The following is a 14,998-nucleotide window of genomic DNA, read 5'->3' as shown; positions in this document are numbered from 1 at the left end:
AGACCGGGCTGGCGGACACTTTGCCGTCAAGTTGACCCTAGTACCGAATATGGAGTAGTTGGGCACGTTTATTTGTGCCTCGTTAATTAGATCCATGCGCGTAGTGGGTCTATTTCATATTCAATTATGATTTGCAATCGGAGTAAGTATATGACTAACGGTAATAGTCAATCGCTACCCGCACGTCTCAGTATCAAGCAGGCTGCTGACCACTACGGGGTTTGTGACAAAACTATTCGACGTAAGATCGCCGAAGGCGAACTTAAGGCTTACCGCGTTGGTAAGCGTGCAATTCGGGTGGACAGGGAATCGCTGTTGGCGCTCGAAAAGCCGATGTTTGTCTGAGTGCTTAGGTGAGACATTGGTCGTAACCCTACCAACATCTCACTCGGAAGTCCGCTCCATTGTGGGGCGATCTTGCGAGCTTGCAACCTTGACTAGCTAAACCAAAGGAATGAACCAATGACCGACACTAATATTAAGTTGCATCATGCAACAAGCATGGCGCCATCCCACCCGGTGGACTGGCTGCTCGCTCCGGGCTATCTTGTCAGAGGAACAACAAACTTGCTGGTTGGAGCTGAGGGTATCGGCAAGTCTTTGTGGACGATCCGTGCCATGGCTTCTGTGACGACTGGCAATGCTTGGGGGCCATTCACCATTGGCGCGGAGCCTGCTGATGTCGTTCTAATCGCGACCGAGGATGGCTGGTCGGATACCATTCGCCCTCGTCTTGAGGTAGCCGGCGCCGACCTAAATCGGCTATATGTATTGTCGGAAGAACCTGATGGCACTGGCTCGCCGACCGCCAAAGATATTGACGTGCTGATTGAATCCAAGGTCAGACCAGCGCTCGTCGTGGTGGATGCATGGGTAGACACCGTAGCCAGCGGTTTAAACATCGCAGATCCGCAAAAATGTAGGGAAGCTCTAAAGCCCTGGAAGCAATACGCAAAGGGTGCCGGTGCGGCTATTCTTTTGGTGACCCATACCAACCGCCAAGACAGTGGATCGCCACGTAACACTTACGGGCTATCCGGTGGATTGCGTCAAGTCACACGATCGGCTCTCTACGCTCTGGAAGATTCGGACACATCCGCATTACTCGTGGGTCCAGAGAAATCGAACCTGGCGAGCATGAATGTAGCTCAGCGATTCGAACGTGCCAGCGTAGAGAAGTTCGATCCCGTTGACGGCAATGACGGTACCGTGCCGCTCCTAGAACATATAGGCGCTGACGATCGGACGATCAAGGAAATCATGTCAGCTCAACACCTCGATCGCCAACAGGACAGCAAATCCCGCAAGACTGACAAGACTGACGACTGGCTGCGGGACGCCTTAGCCGGTGGAGCCGTCCCGAGCGCGAAACTTCAGCAGGTCGCCGCGGGTGAAGGGATTACAAAATCCCAACTGGACCGCGCTAAGGACCGTGTTGGGGCTAAGTCCACCAAGCGTGGCGATAAGTGGTACACGGAGCTTCCGTCTCCACAAGCCGTGGAAACGTGAAGGTGGCAACATTGCAACACCGCACTCGGAAACCAGTGCGATCTTGGCCGCGATCCATCAGCCATGAGGTGAGTTTGTTTCCATCGGCCAGAAAACTAGGAGAGAGAGAAGGCGCTGGCCGTACGAGGCGTGGCGGCGGGCCGGCCAAGGGTCACCCCCCAAGGGGTGGCCCGGCCGGTACCGTTGCGGCGCGCCGTTCAGTCGGCCAGCACCCGGTAGATCGTTGCCCGGCTGACGCCAAGGGCTTTAGCGATCACCGGGGCTGGTTCCCCACTGGCGCGCATACGGCGTGCCAGTTCGGCCTTGTCGGTGTCGAGAGCTTTGGGCCGGCCGATGTGTTGGCCGCGTGCGCGACGTGCCTCACGAGCGGCGGAGCGGCGTTCTTTTCCTAGCTCCAATTCAAGTTCGGCCAGTGATGCGAGCACACCGGCGATCATGCGGCCGGTGGCGTTGCTGGTGTCGATCCCCTCACGCAGCGATCGGATGATGATGTCGCGCTGGCCCAGGTCTCGGATGGTCGCCATGACTTCGGCCGCGTTGCGGCCAAGACGGTCGATGCCGGTCACGGTTATGGTGTCGCCAGGCCGCGCGTAGTCGAGTAGGGCAGCAAGACCGGGGCGCTGTTCGCGGGAGCTGGTGCCGGTCAGCTTGTCGCTATACAGCCGGTCAGGGTCCACGCCTGCGGCTGTGAGAGCGTCGGCCTGTGCGTCAAGGCTTTGGTGGCCGGTGCTCACCCGCATGTAGCCGAGGACGGTTCCGGTGGGGACGGCGGTGGTGGGCATGGCACAATGGTATCTCAAAAGTTGCAGAACGTCGAGATATGCGACAGATGTTTTGAGGCGGCTTATGAGACAATGCGACCTGGAACTTTAGGAACAACACTCGCATCCAGTGTCGTTGTCTCAGTTCTTTAGTTTTGCGAAGGGCGCCTCGTGGTGCGTAGGTTCACGTGTGTAGAAGCGGTGGACTTGCTGACCGGTATGGCGCGATGACCAATTGCCACGCCTTGCCCGTCAAGGCGCACACTGAGCGCTAGTCTCTCGAAATGCGCTTTGTTGACTTTCGCTTCGAGGGGTTCAAATCACTTCGGGATGTATCGCTCGAGTTGGGCGATGTGACGGTAGTGACTGGGCCTAACGGCGCTGGCAAGACGAACCTGGCGGAGGCGCTGACGTTCCTGTCGGAAGCTCTGCACTATGGTCTCGAAATCGCTGTCGCCCGTGCAGGTGGTTTTGCCAATATCGCGCATCATGGCCCCGCTGGGGACGCTCACGAGGTGGGGTTTCGGTTTCTTGCCGATCTGAACTTGTCGGAGGTGGCTCGGAGTCGCCGAATTGTACGAAGCGATGAAAATGAGGAAGATTTATCCCTCACGCTTATTTATCATGTCAAAATCGTTCAGGACGGTAACGACGGCCCCTCGAACTTCAAAATTGGATATGAGTACCTCGAGCTGGCAGATGACGACGGAAAATTAGTCACAGCAAAAAGGACTGAGGGTGGAGTTGTAAAATTCCGTCGTTCCCGGCGAATAAAGAGTCGACGAACCCCACTATATAGTGCACTCTACCCACTCTCCGAGGATGATTTCATTCAGTTTGCAAAGGCCCGAGCGGACAGTACGACGCTGATCGTTCAGGCTGTCGCTATGACCAGTAATCTTTTCAGCCTGTTAGCTCTTGAGCTTGGACAACTCCGAGTTTTTCAATTGTCGCCTCAGCTATGTAGGAAGCCCGGTATTTCGGCTCCTCAAGCACTATTGAGTCGCCATGGTGAAAATCTGCCAGCCGTGGTTGACAACTTAAAGCGCACGACACCAATGATATGGAAAAAAGTAATGTCCGGTATGCGTACGGTTCTGCCGAAACTGGACGATATTGATACGTCTTTCACGGAGGACAGAAGGCTGTCGCTAATCTTTAAATTCCTAGATTCCGGACGCGCCTGGAATGCCAATGAGATGTCGGACGGAACCATGCAGGCCCTTGCGCTTTTTGTGGCTCTGTTTGACGCTCGCTGCCCGCTCCTAATTGTAGAAGAGCCTGAGAATGCCCTACACCCATGGATCTTGAGGCACTTTCTCGACTTGTGTCGAGAGCAGAAGAGAAAGCAGATACTTCTCACAACTCATTCACCTATAGTTATTGACTACTCTGCGCCGAAAGATCTATGTATAATGTGGAATCGCAATGGCGAGAGCAATATTTCACCAGTGCTTGAGCTTAGTCCAGAAGTTGTTGAGCTATGGAGATCTGGCGAGGTAACCGGATTTAATATCTATGACTCGGGTTTCATACTTGAATACCTGCCGGAAGAATTCGTGCCTGCAGGGGTGGAAGAATGAGGATTGCAATTCTGACGGAGGGGGACGGTGAATTTCGGTCTCTCCCGCTGCTGTATGCGCAGTTGCACGCCAGCATGCCAGATCGAACTCGGATCGTTAAGACGCTCAAAATAAGCGTACAGCCAGACGCCGAGCATGGCCAGCTGGTGGCGGCTTGCAGGCCGAGCTTGGCCCTTGCCCGAGCTGTCGCGGATCGGATTATTGTGTTGTTGGATCGTGAGCAACAACAACGATGTCCTGGAGAGGTCGCCCAGCAACTGGAAACCGAGTTCAAGAAAATCGCCGAGATTCCAGTGCGTGTGGCGCTAAAGGATCGCATGTACGAGAACTGGCTACTGGCAGACCTTGATGCTCTCAGGATGCAGCCTGCGCGCTTTGGTGTCGACGCTGCCGCGCAGCGAAAAGTCTGCCCTAACAAAGCCGACTCAATTGACGGCCTGCGAGAGATCAAGCGGCTTGTGAAAAATGGCGATTACAGCAAGACTTCGGACAGTGATAAAATCTGCCGAAAGGCTAATGTTGAGAAGATGGCCGCTAACAGCAGGAGCTTCAGGCATTTCCTTCATCTGGTCGGTCACGAAAGCTATCGCGATGTGTGCTGCTCGCCTGTTCAGCCTGCCCAAAGGGGGGCTAAGAAACGGCGTGGACGCGGGTAGCCCCTAATCGCGGCTGGTTGGCATGCTGACGGCTCGGGCTACGCTATCGGCCGGGGTGCGCTGCCGTGATCAAGTGCGGCTTGTGGTCGTGTACGAGCATGTGCAGTCACCTGGGCGGAGGTGCTGACGGCGGTCAGCACATTCTCATATCGAGTCATATTTTCCCACGTCGCATCGTGTTGACTCAATAATCAAACGCGCAGATCAGCCGCGTTATTTGCGGGGTCGATTCCCGGCAGCTCTTGCATTGGCAGATGCAGCCCTACATACCGAGCCGCGCAGTAACCTACGCGTCGAGCAGTCTCGTCAGGTCGACTAGTTCGGCGATTTTGATGGCGATGTCCTCGATCGAATCTTCGTCTGTGCTCAACCCGCTTCGAGAAGCCAGCAGGGGGCTGACCTCCCGGAGGTCCTCGTACGTCGTGCCATGCACAACGGGGACGAGCAGGTCGCGTGCCAGAAGCTCGGAGAGTTCCTTGTCCGCGATTCCCTCCCTTTCGACGCGGGTCAGCAGCGACGGGGTAACCAGCACGATCCCCGCGCGCGATTTCGCCAGGCCTTTATCAATTGCGCGGAGCAGTGGCACGCCGAGCATGACGTCCTTCTCGCTGAACCAGACCGACACGTTGTTGGCTTCGAGCAGGTCATGTAACTCCCTGGCAGTGCCCAACCGGTCATCCCAAGCGTGGCACAGAAAGACGTCGCGAAGGTCAGGGGAGGCCGCTCGCGCCTCGATCTCGCGGCGAACTTGAGCCAGAGCCTGCACTTGTTGAGGGGTGTAAGTCACAGAGGAGCTACCCGGAGACCACCGCGGTCGTACGCCGCCGCCGGAACCGCTGGAACTTACGCGCGTCCGCGAGGAGGGGGCTGAAGGGGAATAGGCCCGCTGCTGGTACGCAGGCGGGGAATAGGACCGGCGTGGGGACGAACGGTATCGACATACCGGGCAGTTGGCGGCACCGCTAGCAGTCCGATGACCCTCCACGGGTGCTGTGCATCCACTCATGGGCGCGATGCTAACTGCGCGCACTGACAAACTGACAAGTTGTCGGACGCGTCGCCGGTCCCCAGTGCTGCGAGCGTCAAAACGCAACTCTCGTGGCAGTGGCTAGTGGCAGTGGCGGTGCGTCGAGAGGGTGCAATAGGGGTGCAAACCCCTTCCTGAACGCAGAAGGTGGGAGGGTAAAAGTACCCTCCCACCTGCGGGGTGGCTGACGGGACTCGAACCCGCGACACCCAGGATCACAACCTGGTGCTCTACCAACTGAACTACAGCCACCATTGCTGCCGGCGAGGCGAGCCAAGCAAGCAGCGTCGTTGATACTAGCCGCTCGGACGCTCAGCGACCGAATCGAGCGCCCCCTGCGGCCCCAGTTCTGCGGCGACGGCGGCAATATCGCTGGTAGAAGGCCCGGGCGGGGCGACGAACGCGGTGCGCCGGTAGTACCTCAATTCCCGGATCGACTCGTGGATGTCGGCCAGCGCGCGGTGCGCCAGGCCCTTCTCCGGCTGGCCGAAGTAGATCCGCGGGTACCAGCGGCGGCACAACTCCTTGATCGAGCTCACGTCGATCATCCGGTAGTGCAGGTAGTCGTTGAGGGCGGGCATGTCGCGGGCCAGGAAGCCGCGGTCGGTGCCGATCGAGTTGCCGGCCAGCGGCGCCGTCTTGGCCTGCCGCACATGGGTGCGGATGTAGTCGAGCACCATGGCCTCGGCGGTGGCCAGATCCACCGTCGAAGCCCGGACCTCCTCGATCAGGCCGGATCGGGTGTGCATGTCGGTCACCACCGGACTCATCGCGTCCAGATCCGCGTCGTCGGCGTGAATCACCACGTCAATACCGTCGCCCAGGATGTTCAGTTCGCCGTCGGTGACCAGGACGGCGATCTCGATGAGCTTGTCCGAGCCCAGATCCAGGCCGGTCATCTCGCAGTCGATCCAGACGAGTTCGTCTCGTGCAGCACTCACAGTTAGCCAACGTTAGCCGCTGCCCGCGGCCATAGCCGCACAGTGGTGCCGACCGGCCAAGTAGTGTCGTGACCTGTGAGTCCCGACTCGGCGGCTAACGCCGCGCAGCAGATTGCGGCGGGCTATGCCGCCGACGGCCAGGCCCTGGAACTGGGCACGGTGGTCATCGACGGCGTCGCCGACGCCTCGGCGCAGGTCCGCATTCCCCTGGCCACCGTCAACCGCCACGGGCTGGTGGCCGGCGCCACCGGCACCGGCAAGACCAAGACCCTGCAGGTGATCGCCGAGCAGTTGTCTGCCGCCGGCGTCCCGGTGCTGATGGCCGACGTCAAGGGCGACCTGTCCGGTCTGGCGCGGGCCGGGCAGGCCGGCGACAAGGTCACCCAGCGGGCCGCCGAGACCGGCGACGACTGGACCCCCACGGCGTTCCCCACGGAGTTTCTGTCGCTGGGCACCGGCGGCGCCGGCATCCCGGTGCGGGCCACCATCTCCAGCTTCGGCCCGATCCTGCTGTCGAAGGTGCTGGGCCTGAACAACACCCAGGAGTCGACGCTGGGGTTGATCTTCCGCTGGGCCGACGACAACGGGTATCTGCTGCTGGACCTAAAGGACCTGCGCTCGGTGATCAGCTACCTGATCAGCGATGAGGGCAAGCCGGTGCTCAAACAGCTGGGCGCGGTCTCGGCGGCGACGGCCGGGGTGATCCTGCGTGCGCTGGCGAACCTGGAGGCCGAAGGCGCCGACACCTTCTTCGGCGAACCCGAGCTTGACCCCAAGGACCTGATCCGGCTGGACCCCCAGGGGCGCGGCATCATCTCGCTGCTCGAACTGGGCGACCAGGCGGCGCGTCCGGTGTTGTTCTCCACCTTCCTGATGTGGGTGCTGGCCGACCTGTTCACCTTCCTGCCCGAGGTGGGCGACCTCGACAAGCCGAAGCTGGTGTTCTTCTTCGACGAGGCCCACCTGCTGTTCACCGGCGCGTCCAAAGCGTTTCTGCAGCAGGTCGAGCAGACCGTCAAACTGATCCGCTCCAAGGGCGTCGGGGTGTTCTTCTGCACCCAACTGCCCACCGATGTGCCCAACAGCGTGCTGTCCCAGTTGGGTGCCCGGATCCAGCACGCGTTGCGGGCGTTCACCCCCGACGACCAGAAGGCGCTGAGCAAGACGGTGCGCACCTACCCGAAGACGAAGGTCTACGACCTGGAGTCGGCGCTGACCTCGCTGGGGATCGGCGAAGCGATCGTCACGGTGCTCTCCGAACGGGGTGCGCCCACCCCGGTGGCCTGGACCCGGTTGCGGGCCCCGCGGTCGCTGATGGGGACCATCGGCTCCGAGCAGATCGGCGCGGCGGCCAAGGCCAGCCCGCTGCACGCCCAATACGGTGAGACCATCGATCGCGAATCGGCCTATGAGATGCTCTCGGCGAAATTGGCGGCCGGGCAGGGCAACCGGCCCCCGGCGGGTCAGGGCAGCGTGCCTCCGCCCGTGCCGGAGCGCCCGCCGTGGTGGCGGCGCTTCGGACGCTGGCTGGCCCACTTCCTCACCACCCGGGAAGGCAAGCGGGTGGTGACGGTGGTGACCACCGCTGTGGTGGGCCAGATCTCGCGCGGCGCGATGGGCACCGGCCAGCGCAAGCGCTGAGGGCCTAACCCCCGCCGAGCTTCTTGTAGACCGCCCCCACGATCGGGGTGACGATGGCGCGCGGCGCGTAGCCACTGGCCATCGACATGGCCTTGGAGGTGATCCCGGGTACCACCCGCATCTTGTTGCGCGCCAGGGCATCCAGCGACAGCTTCGCGGTGTGCTGGGTGGAGATCCACAAGAAGTCGGGGATCAGCCGGTCGACCAGGGACGCCTCGGCGGCGTCGGGCATCTCGGCGCGCACCGGCCCGGGCGCCAGCAGGGTGACATGAACCCCGGTCTTGAGCAGCTCCCCGCGCAGCGACTCGCTGAACGTGTTGGCGAAGGCCTTGGTGGCCGCGTAGGTGGCGTTGTTGGGAATCGGCGAGTTGCCCGCCGCCGAACCGGAGATCAAGATGCCGCCGGCGCGCCGGCGCAACATGCCCGGCAACACCGCCAGCACCAGGTCGTGCACCGCCACCGCGTTGAGCTGCACCTGGGCCTTCTCCGCGGCCGGGTCCAAACCGGAGATCGGCCCGAACGTCGCCGTGCCGGCGTTGGCGCACAGCACCGAGATCTCCTGCTCGGCAAGCTCGGCGCAGAACGCCTCACGCGCCGACGGATCGGCCAGGTCGACCGCGCGGACGTCCACGGCGACCCCGTACTTGTCGCGCAGACGTTCCGCCACGGTGTTGAGCACGTCTTCGCGGCGCGCGGTGATGAGCAGCGAGTGGCCGCGCGCGGCCAGCTCGGCGGCCAGCGCCTCACCGATCCCCTGGGAGGCTCCGGTCACAACGGCGCGGGCTTCGGGGCTGGGAGCAGGAATGGGCATGCGGCAATCGTAGAGTGCCAGTCATGGGACAGCCTGGGGCGGACAAGCCGGGGCTGTCCCGGATCGTGGCATGGGCGCTGTGGGACACCGGGGCCGCCGGGATCAGCGCGATCGTCGTCACGTTCGTGTACTCGGTGTATCTGACCAGCAGTGTCGGTCGCGACCTGGCCGGGCCGGTGTCACCGGCCAGCTGGCTGGGCCGCACCCTGGCCATCTCCGGGCTGACCGTGGCCGCGGTGGCACCGGTGATCGGGGTCTGGGTTGCCGCACCGCACCGCCGCCGGGTGACGCTGTCGGTGCTGACCGGAACCGCGGCGGTGCTGACCGCGTCGATGAGCCTGATCCGGGACGAGCCCGGCTATCTGGCTCCCGGCCTGGTGCTGCTGGCCCTGACGGCGGCGTGCGGCGACCTGGCCAGCGTGCCCTACAACGCCATGCTCCGGCAGGTGTCGACGCCGCAGAACTCCGGCCGGATCTCCGGCTTCGGTTGGGCGGCAGGCTATGTCGGGAGCGTGCTGTTGCTGTTGCTGGTCTATCTGGGCTGCATCTCCGGCAGTGGTCCCACCCGCGGCCTGCTCGGCCTGTCCACCGAGGGCGGTCAGTACGTGCGGGTCGCCATGCTGGTGGCCGCGGCCTGGCTGACGGTGTTCGCGCTGCCGCTGCTGTTCACCGCGCACCGCCTGGCCGGCGAGCCGCAGGCGCCGGCACCGCGGCTGGGGTTCTTCGGCGGTTACCGCCAGCTGTGGCGTGACATCACCGGCGCCTGGCAGCGCGACCGCAACCTGGTCTTCTACCTGTTCGCCAGCGCGATCTTCCGGGACGGCCTGGCCGGGGTGTTCGCCTTCGGTGCGGTGCTGGGTGTCACCGTCTACGGCATCTCGCCCGGCGACGTGATGATCTTCGGGATCGCTGCCAGCGTGGTCGCCGCGGTCGGGGCGGTGGCCGGCGGCCTGCTCGACGACCGGATCGGATCCAAAACGGTCATCGTCGGATCGCTGGTCGCGATGATCGCCGCCGGCACCACCCTGATGGCGCTGTCGGGACCAAAAGCCTTCTGGGCGTGCGGACTGCTGCTGTGTCTGTTCATCGGCCCGACCCAGTCCTGCGCGCGCACCCTGCTGCTGCGGATGGCTGAGGACGGCATGGAGGCGGTGGCCTTCGGCCTCTACACCATGACCGGCCGGGCGGTGTCGTTCCTGGCGCCGTGGCTGTTCTCGGTCTTCGTCGACATCTTCCACACCGAACGGGCCGGTATGGGCGGGCTGTGCACCGTACTGCTGCTCGGCCTGCTGGCGCTGTTGCCGATCCGGGTCAGCCGGCCGCTGCGCACACCGTGAGGATCGAACCGGTGCGCTGACGCACCTGGGTGCCGTCCACCGACACCGAACAGGTGATCTGCTCGCCGAAGTTGACCACGGTGACCGCTGCGGCGGTCGTCGCCGGTGGCGTCAGCGTCACCTGTTTGCTCCAGGGCAGCGCCACATTGAACTCGGTCTGCAGGATCCCGCCGGTGTCGATGTAGGCGATGCTGAGTGCCTTGCCCTTGCCGCTGACGCTGTAGACGATCGTCTCCGCCGCGCCGGCGGTGGTGGAGGTCGTCGGCGGCGGCGTGCTCGTCGATGTGCTGGGCGCCGGTGTCGGTGTCGGGGACGGCGTGGTGGTCGGAACGCGCTTGGGCACCGGGGTGCTCGGAGCCGTCGGCAACGGGGGAACCGAGGTGGCCGTGGCCGAATTGCGCTGGGAGCCATTGGCGATCACCAATGCGGCGACCATGCCGACCACCAGCAGCACGGCAGCGCCGGCTACCAGGAACAGCCAGTTCGGCAGTCGCGGGGGCTCCGGCGGTCCACCCTGGCCGCCGCCCGCCGGACCACCCGGCGGGGGTGCTTCCCAGTGACCACCCGGCGGGGGCGCTTCCCAGTGCTGCCGGGGCAGTTGTTCGGTGGGCTGGGGGGCCGGTGGTGGATACGTCGGGAGTTGCCCGGCGTAGGCCGGGTCGACGTAGGGCGGAAAGCCGTAAGTCGGCGGTTCGGATCCGCCGCCTTGCCATGGCTGATTGGAGCCCTCCGGCCGGTTCGGATCGGTCATGCCCACCTCATGGCTTGCAGGGTACCTGTGTCGGGCGGTTGGGGCCGGGACCTCGGCGCCGGGCTATGTTTCCGCGGCGCCCAGGGCTCTGATCGTCATCGCCCGCAACACCGCTCGGGAGCGTTCCGGACCGGCCGATTTCGCGCGGGCCTTCATCGAGTGCGGTGTGGAGTTCAACAGGCCGAACGCGGCGTGCGCCATCAGCCGCGCATCGGCCTCGGCCAGGCCGGGGTGCAGCGCACGCAACACCCCCACCCACACCTCGACATACTGCCGCTGGGCGCTGCGCACCTGCCGCTGGGCGGCGGCCGGCAGGTGTGCCAGGTCACGGTCTTGGATCCGGATGAGGTCCGGTTCGCCGAGGGCAAAGTCGAGATGGAAGTCGACCAGGGCGTCCAGCACCTCCCGCGGGGTCTCGCCCTGCGCTTCGACGGCCCGCGCGCCGGCGAGCAGTCGGGTGCTGATCCCGACCAGCAGTTCGACCAGTAGCGCCTCTTTGCCTGCGAAGTGCCGGTAGATCGCCGGGCCGCTGACGCCGGCGGCGGCGCCGATGTCCTCCAGTCGCACCGCGGGGTAGCCGCTCTGGGCGAAAAGGCGTTCGGCGGCGGCGAGTAGCTGGCTGCGCCGGTCGGACTTGAGCCGGCTGCGCCGGCTGGCCGGTTCGTTGTCGCCCGCCGGGAAGAGGGACGCCGCCATCACGCCTCCGCTCGTCGTGGCCGTTCAGTTAATGACCACTAACTTAACATCGGCCGACTCGGAACGCATCCGGGTTCGGGCGAGCGCCGGTGGAGGACCCGATGGCAATTGCGGTACCCGCGACGCGAGGCGGTTTGTCTTTTGCCCGCGGCAAGGCCCACCCGCCTGTTGGAGATGACGACCGGCGCCAACCTCGCTGCTATTGCGAGCGCGTTTGGCTCGGGCCGGTGCTGGAGAGCTACGCCGAGCTTCTCGATTGATGTGTGTCGATTGGCAACCGGCCTGTTGCAGGCCGGTATCGGCACCGGGACCGGGTAGGCATCTGGGCGCCCAACTGTGCCGAATGGGTTATGGCCCAGTACGTCACCGCCGAGATCGGCGCCATTCTGGTCAAACATCAATCTGGGCTACCGCTCCTTCGAATTGGCCTACGCGCTCAAGCAGTCCGGGTCGCGATGGTTATCTCGGCATCGCTTTTCAAGGCCCACGAGCTGTGCCGGACACGCTCGGAGGTCCGAGTAATCATCCCGCTGGCGTCGTCACGTCACCGGGGGACCGAACCCGTAGATGAACTCGTCTTCGCTCCAGTTCATCCTGGCGTTGAACTTGTCGCCTGACCGTGTGCCGTTATCGTTCGTGTGATTCCATGCGACGCAACTGAACGCGGTCGTCTCGGCCAGCATGATGTCACTTGAACCGCCCACGGGATCGCATGACACCTCCTGGATCGGGCCTTCAATTAGGTCCCGCTCCACCATTTGCTCGGCGTACTCTTTTAGACTCGCCTCGATGTCGGCGACCTTTTGCTTTCGGCGCTGCCGCTCGGCATCCGCTGCCTCCGACTTCGCGGCGGCGCTGGCCGCGTACCCCTCCGACGCTTGGACGGCGGCGATGATCTGTCGATCAGCGTTGAGAATGGCCTTTAGATAAATGACAGCGACACCGCCAAGAACCAGGGCCAGAACCGCTATGATGTACAGGCCGACTGTGCTTTTGCTCAGTCTGTTGGTTGACTCCATGGGCAAATTATTTACCATCGCAAGGCTTCAATATCTAGGGCTTGGCGTGCGCCCGTCTTGTGTATGGGTTCGCTTCAGTCGTTGAGATCAACAGTTATCGAATTGCCATCGACCGTCGATGAGAGTCCACGTCCGGGGGGTCATCGTGCTGGCAGGCGCGTTCGGATCGTTGTCGATCGACACGACCTGAGCTGAGGAGCCGTTAACTTTCACTATGGCGTCGGAATATTGGGGGTTGCGACCTTTGAGCCACTCGGCGAGGAACGCCTTATAGCTGTCGAGGTCGCCAATGATGTTCTTGCATCGCTGTGAATAGAATTCGTACGCCTCGGCCGCTTTGCCGTGCGATGCCAGTAAGTCGAGTTGGTGCGCTCTTGACCGAAGTGCTTCTGAGTCTGTCCGATACTCCGATTGCGTATCAGGACGGCCGGCGACTGGGCTGGCGCCAAGAAATGCCAGTTTATACGCTTCGGCCTCGGCGGACTTCAGCTCACCAGTAACTCGTAAGAGTAGCCCTCCGGCGACCGTGTCCCACTCCTTGCCAAGAATCGGCGCCGACTTCTGTATCGACTGAATATAGTCGGCACGATTCTGCGCTGAGGCCTGATCGGGCCACTGTTCGATCGTTGCGCCACAGTCGGCGCCGATATCCTCACACCGCGGAATCCTGGAATCAACCAGGATGCTTGCTGCGACATAACCGTTAGGCCTACCGATCAGATTATTCGGATCGTTGTCGGCGGTCACCGAAATGATCTCAGTCACCTCGGGAATTGCCGCCTTGATCGCCTCAGCGGCCTCCCGGGCGCTCAGCGCATTGGGCTGCTCCGGTGCGAGGGCGGCGGCGGCACCGGCGTTGGGATTACTGGATTCAGAACTGACCTCGGTAGTTGCTTGGTCCTTTTGACCGGCCAGTACCCAAGTTCCACCGGCAACCACGACTACTGCAGTAGCTATGGCCGAGGCCAGTAGCGTGCGGCTTCGCCGCCGAACGGCACTTGAACCTCGCCGAGCTGATAACGATGTGGCTTCAGGTGGAGGCGACTGTGCGGGAGTCGCCAGCTGCGTCAACTCTCCTTCAACCGTCGACCCGGTTCGCATCGCGGGCGGGGTGAACCCGCCCGAATCCGTCGACGACATGTCTGTGCTCCGTTCGAGATCTCTAGCGAAGTCGGTGCACGTGGCGTACCGGTCGGCAGGGTCCTTCGCCAGTGCCTTCGCGAATACCGCGTCAAGTGCAGCAAATTCGGGCTGGCGGTTACTTAGTCGAGGCGGAGGACTAGTCAGGTGCTGACTGATGGCGGCGACAGGGTTGGTGCTCTGGAACAGGGGTGATCCGGTGAGTAGGTGAAATGCGGTAGCAGCCAGAGAGTATTGGTCGGCGCGGCCGTCGACGGCTTCCCCCATTAGCTGCTCCGGCGCGCTGTAGGCAACGGTACCAACGGTCATGTTTGTGGCGGTCAATCTGCTGGTGTCGTCGATTGTTCGCGCAATACCGAAGTCGGTTAGCAGGATTCGGCGCTGTCCGCCCGCTATCGGTTTGCTCAACATGATGTTGGCTGGCTTGACATCACGGTGCAGCAACCCTTGTGCATGTGCGTAGTCCAAGGCGCTGGCGACCGCGGAGACGATCGCAACTACCTCAGCGGCGGGCATTCCGGCGGCATGATGCTCGTCAACGAGGCGGGCGGCGTCCGTGCCTTCGACGTAGTCCATTGTTATCCATAACTGGCCGTCAGACTCGCCGCGGTCATGCACCCCCACGATGTTGGCGTGGTACAACGTGGCGGCGAGGTCGGCCTCTCGCTTAAAGCGGATGCCGTAGTCGAGGTCGGCGGATACATCGGCGCGCAGGACTTTCAGTGCCTCAAGCCGCGGTAACCGGGGGTGCTGAGCTAAGTAAACCTCTCCCATCCCGCCAGAGCCGAGTTGCCGAATGATGCGAAATCCCGCGAAAACGACACCGTTCTCAAGGGTTGGGTTCACTGGCAATTTGGGGTGCCCTCCGATGCTCGTTTGCTCTGCAGCTTCTAGTTCAAGCTGTCCGTCTACCGAGCCAAGGATAGGCCGTCGTTCCGGTAACGTAGAAAATTGTCCGTGGGGCGGCCCCTGCTTGCCCGCCGTATATGGCTGGCTCCATCCGAATCTGCTGGAGCGAAGGTGATCAGCAATGCTCGCTCTGAGGTGAGCCCCTCGTAGTGGTCCAGTTGTTGTGCGACTCTGATGCCCGGTGTTCGGGCAGGAAGAATCGGCAACGACATGGCAG

Annotated in this window: 15 protein-coding genes and 1 tRNA gene; 7 read left to right on the top strand and 9 right to left on the bottom strand. The window is 62.6% G+C overall.

Annotated elements, in window-relative coordinates; translation table 11 throughout:
- Window positions 1–150 precede the first annotated feature (150 nt).
- Window positions 151–345, top strand: coding sequence for a helix-turn-helix domain-containing protein (locus tag LI92_RS22285; protein ID WP_082109643.1), 195 nt, complete (start codon window positions 151–153; stop codon window positions 343–345).
- A 117-nt stretch (window positions 346–462) separates the two neighbouring features.
- Window positions 463–1,509 carry an AAA family ATPase gene (locus tag LI92_RS22280; protein ID WP_082109642.1) on the top strand — a complete coding sequence of 349 codons (1,047 nt, stop codon included), beginning with the start codon at window positions 463–465 and terminating at the stop codon, window positions 1,507–1,509.
- A gap of 197 nt (window positions 1,510–1,706) precedes the next feature.
- Here the strand turns inward: LI92_RS22280 and LI92_RS09490 are convergent, their stop codons facing one another.
- The gene (locus LI92_RS09490; protein WP_046318317.1) at window positions 1,707–2,291 is read right to left on the bottom strand and encodes a recombinase family protein; all 585 of its coding nucleotides are present in this window, start codon (window positions 2,289–2,291) and stop codon (window positions 1,707–1,709) included.
- 263 nt (window positions 2,292–2,554) lie between these two features.
- On the opposite strand from LI92_RS09490, the gene LI92_RS22275 reads away from it, so the two are divergent.
- Together LI92_RS22275 and LI92_RS22270 are read left to right on the top strand one after the other, a co-directional pair.
- Window positions 2,555–3,853, top strand: coding sequence for an AAA family ATPase (locus LI92_RS22275; RefSeq protein WP_082109641.1), 1,299 nt, complete (start codon window positions 2,555–2,557; stop codon window positions 3,851–3,853).
- On the top strand, window positions 3,850–4,509 hold the full coding sequence (locus LI92_RS22270) for a DUF4276 family protein (RefSeq protein ID WP_082109640.1): 660 nt from the start codon (window positions 3,850–3,852) through the stop codon (window positions 4,507–4,509). Before LI92_RS22275 ends, LI92_RS22270 begins: the two co-directional genes overlap by 4 nt.
- 286 nt (window positions 4,510–4,795) lie before the next feature.
- On the opposite strand, the gene LI92_RS09480 is transcribed toward LI92_RS22270, so the two are convergent.
- The 3 genes from LI92_RS09480 to orn form a co-directional block, all read right to left on the bottom strand.
- Window positions 4,796–5,275, bottom strand: coding sequence for a toll/interleukin-1 receptor domain-containing protein (locus tag LI92_RS09480; protein WP_286134978.1), 480 nt, complete (start codon window positions 5,273–5,275; stop codon window positions 4,796–4,798).
- A 440-nt stretch (window positions 5,276–5,715) separates the two neighbouring features.
- Window positions 5,716–5,788 (bottom strand) — tRNA-His (locus LI92_RS09475).
- Between the two features lie 44 nt (window positions 5,789–5,832).
- Window positions 5,833–6,477, bottom strand: a complete 645-nt coding sequence (gene orn, locus LI92_RS09470; protein ID WP_082109639.1) for an oligoribonuclease — start codon at window positions 6,475–6,477, stop codon at window positions 5,833–5,835.
- 75 nt (window positions 6,478–6,552) lie between these two features.
- Between orn and LI92_RS09465 the strand changes: the two genes are divergently transcribed.
- Window positions 6,553–8,118 carry a helicase HerA-like domain-containing protein gene (locus LI92_RS09465; protein ID WP_046318313.1) on the top strand — a complete coding sequence of 522 codons (1,566 nt, stop codon included), beginning with the start codon at window positions 6,553–6,555 and terminating at the stop codon, window positions 8,116–8,118.
- A 4-nt stretch (window positions 8,119–8,122) separates the two neighbouring features.
- Here LI92_RS09465 and cmrA read toward each other — a convergent pair whose 3' ends face one another.
- A complete protein-coding gene (gene cmrA / locus LI92_RS09460; RefSeq protein WP_046318312.1) occupies window positions 8,123–8,929 on the bottom strand; it encodes a mycolate reductase in 807 nt (268 codons plus the stop codon).
- A 23-nt stretch (window positions 8,930–8,952) separates the two neighbouring features.
- Here cmrA and LI92_RS09455 point away from each other — a divergent pair, with 23 nt between their 5' ends.
- Window positions 8,953–10,266, top strand: coding sequence for an MFS transporter (locus tag LI92_RS09455; protein ID WP_046318311.1), 1,314 nt, complete (start codon window positions 8,953–8,955; stop codon window positions 10,264–10,266).
- Here the strand turns inward: LI92_RS09455 and LI92_RS09450 are convergent.
- Complete coding sequence (locus LI92_RS09450) at window positions 10,241–11,017, bottom strand: MmpS family transport accessory protein (RefSeq protein ID WP_046318310.1); 777 nt, start codon at window positions 11,015–11,017, stop codon at window positions 10,241–10,243. The two genes, LI92_RS09455 and LI92_RS09450, sit on opposite strands and share 26 nt — an antisense overlap.
- 63 nt (window positions 11,018–11,080) lie before the next feature.
- A complete protein-coding gene (locus LI92_RS09445) occupies window positions 11,081–11,713 on the bottom strand; it encodes an SACE_7040 family transcriptional regulator (protein WP_046318309.1) in 633 nt (210 codons plus the stop codon).
- Between the two features lie 263 nt (window positions 11,714–11,976).
- Here LI92_RS09445 and LI92_RS24500 point away from each other — a divergent pair, with 263 nt between their 5' ends.
- The gene (locus tag LI92_RS24500; RefSeq protein WP_152665406.1) at window positions 11,977–12,330 is read left to right on the top strand and encodes an AMP-binding protein; all 354 of its coding nucleotides are present in this window, start codon (window positions 11,977–11,979) and stop codon (window positions 12,328–12,330) included.
- On the opposite strand, the gene LI92_RS09440 is transcribed toward LI92_RS24500, so the two are convergent.
- Window positions 12,253–12,732: a hypothetical protein gene (locus tag LI92_RS09440; RefSeq protein WP_052740748.1), complete on the bottom strand. Its 480-nt coding sequence runs from the start codon at window positions 12,730–12,732 to the stop codon at window positions 12,253–12,255. The two genes, LI92_RS24500 and LI92_RS09440, sit on opposite strands and share 78 nt — an antisense overlap.
- 87 nt (window positions 12,733–12,819) lie before the next feature.
- Entirely contained in the window at window positions 12,820–14,646 is a 1,827-nt protein-coding gene (locus LI92_RS24620) for a serine/threonine-protein kinase (protein WP_152665408.1), read from the bottom strand.
- Between the last annotated feature and the right edge of the window lie 352 nt (window positions 14,647–14,998).

Origin of the sequence: Mycobacterium sp. UM_Kg1 (genome assembly GCF_000972925.1) — a bacterium.
GTDB lineage: Bacteria > Actinomycetota > Actinomycetes > Mycobacteriales > Mycobacteriaceae > Mycobacterium > Mycobacterium hiberniae.
The sequence above is the reverse complement of the archived record's forward strand: the minus strand, read 5'-3'. Positions and strand labels throughout refer to the sequence as shown.

What these genes read in the sequence shown, in the direction of transcription:
- LI92_RS22285 (WP_082109643.1), top strand. Translation starts at nt 151, where the DNA reads ATGACTAACGGTAATAGTCAATCGCTACCCGCACGTCTCAGTATCAAG.
- LI92_RS22280 (WP_082109642.1), top strand. Translation starts at nt 463, where the DNA reads ATGACCGACACTAATATTAAGTTGCATCATGCAACAAGCATGGCGCCA.
- LI92_RS09490 (WP_046318317.1), bottom strand. Translation starts at nt 2,291, where the DNA reads ATGCCCACCACCGCCGTCCCCACCGGAACCGTCCTCGGCTACATGCGG.
- LI92_RS22275 (WP_082109641.1), top strand. Translation starts at nt 2,555, where the DNA reads ATGCGCTTTGTTGACTTTCGCTTCGAGGGGTTCAAATCACTTCGGGAT.
- LI92_RS22270 (WP_082109640.1), top strand. Translation starts at nt 3,850, where the DNA reads ATGAGGATTGCAATTCTGACGGAGGGGGACGGTGAATTTCGGTCTCTC.
- cmrA (WP_046318312.1), bottom strand. Translation starts at nt 8,929, where the DNA reads ATGCCCATTCCTGCTCCCAGCCCCGAAGCCCGCGCCGTTGTGACCGGA.
- LI92_RS09455 (WP_046318311.1), top strand. Translation starts at nt 8,953, where the DNA reads ATGGGACAGCCTGGGGCGGACAAGCCGGGGCTGTCCCGGATCGTGGCA.
- LI92_RS09450 (WP_046318310.1), bottom strand. Translation starts at nt 11,017, where the DNA reads ATGACCGATCCGAACCGGCCGGAGGGCTCCAATCAGCCATGGCAAGGC.
- LI92_RS09445 (WP_046318309.1), bottom strand. Translation starts at nt 11,713, where the DNA reads ATGGCGGCGTCCCTCTTCCCGGCGGGCGACAACGAACCGGCCAGCCGG.
- LI92_RS09440 (WP_052740748.1), bottom strand. Translation starts at nt 12,732, where the DNA reads ATGGAGTCAACCAACAGACTGAGCAAAAGCACAGTCGGCCTGTACATC.
- LI92_RS24620 (WP_152665408.1), bottom strand. Translation starts at nt 14,646, where the DNA reads ATGGGAGAGGTTTACTTAGCTCAGCACCCCCGGTTACCGCGGCTTGAG.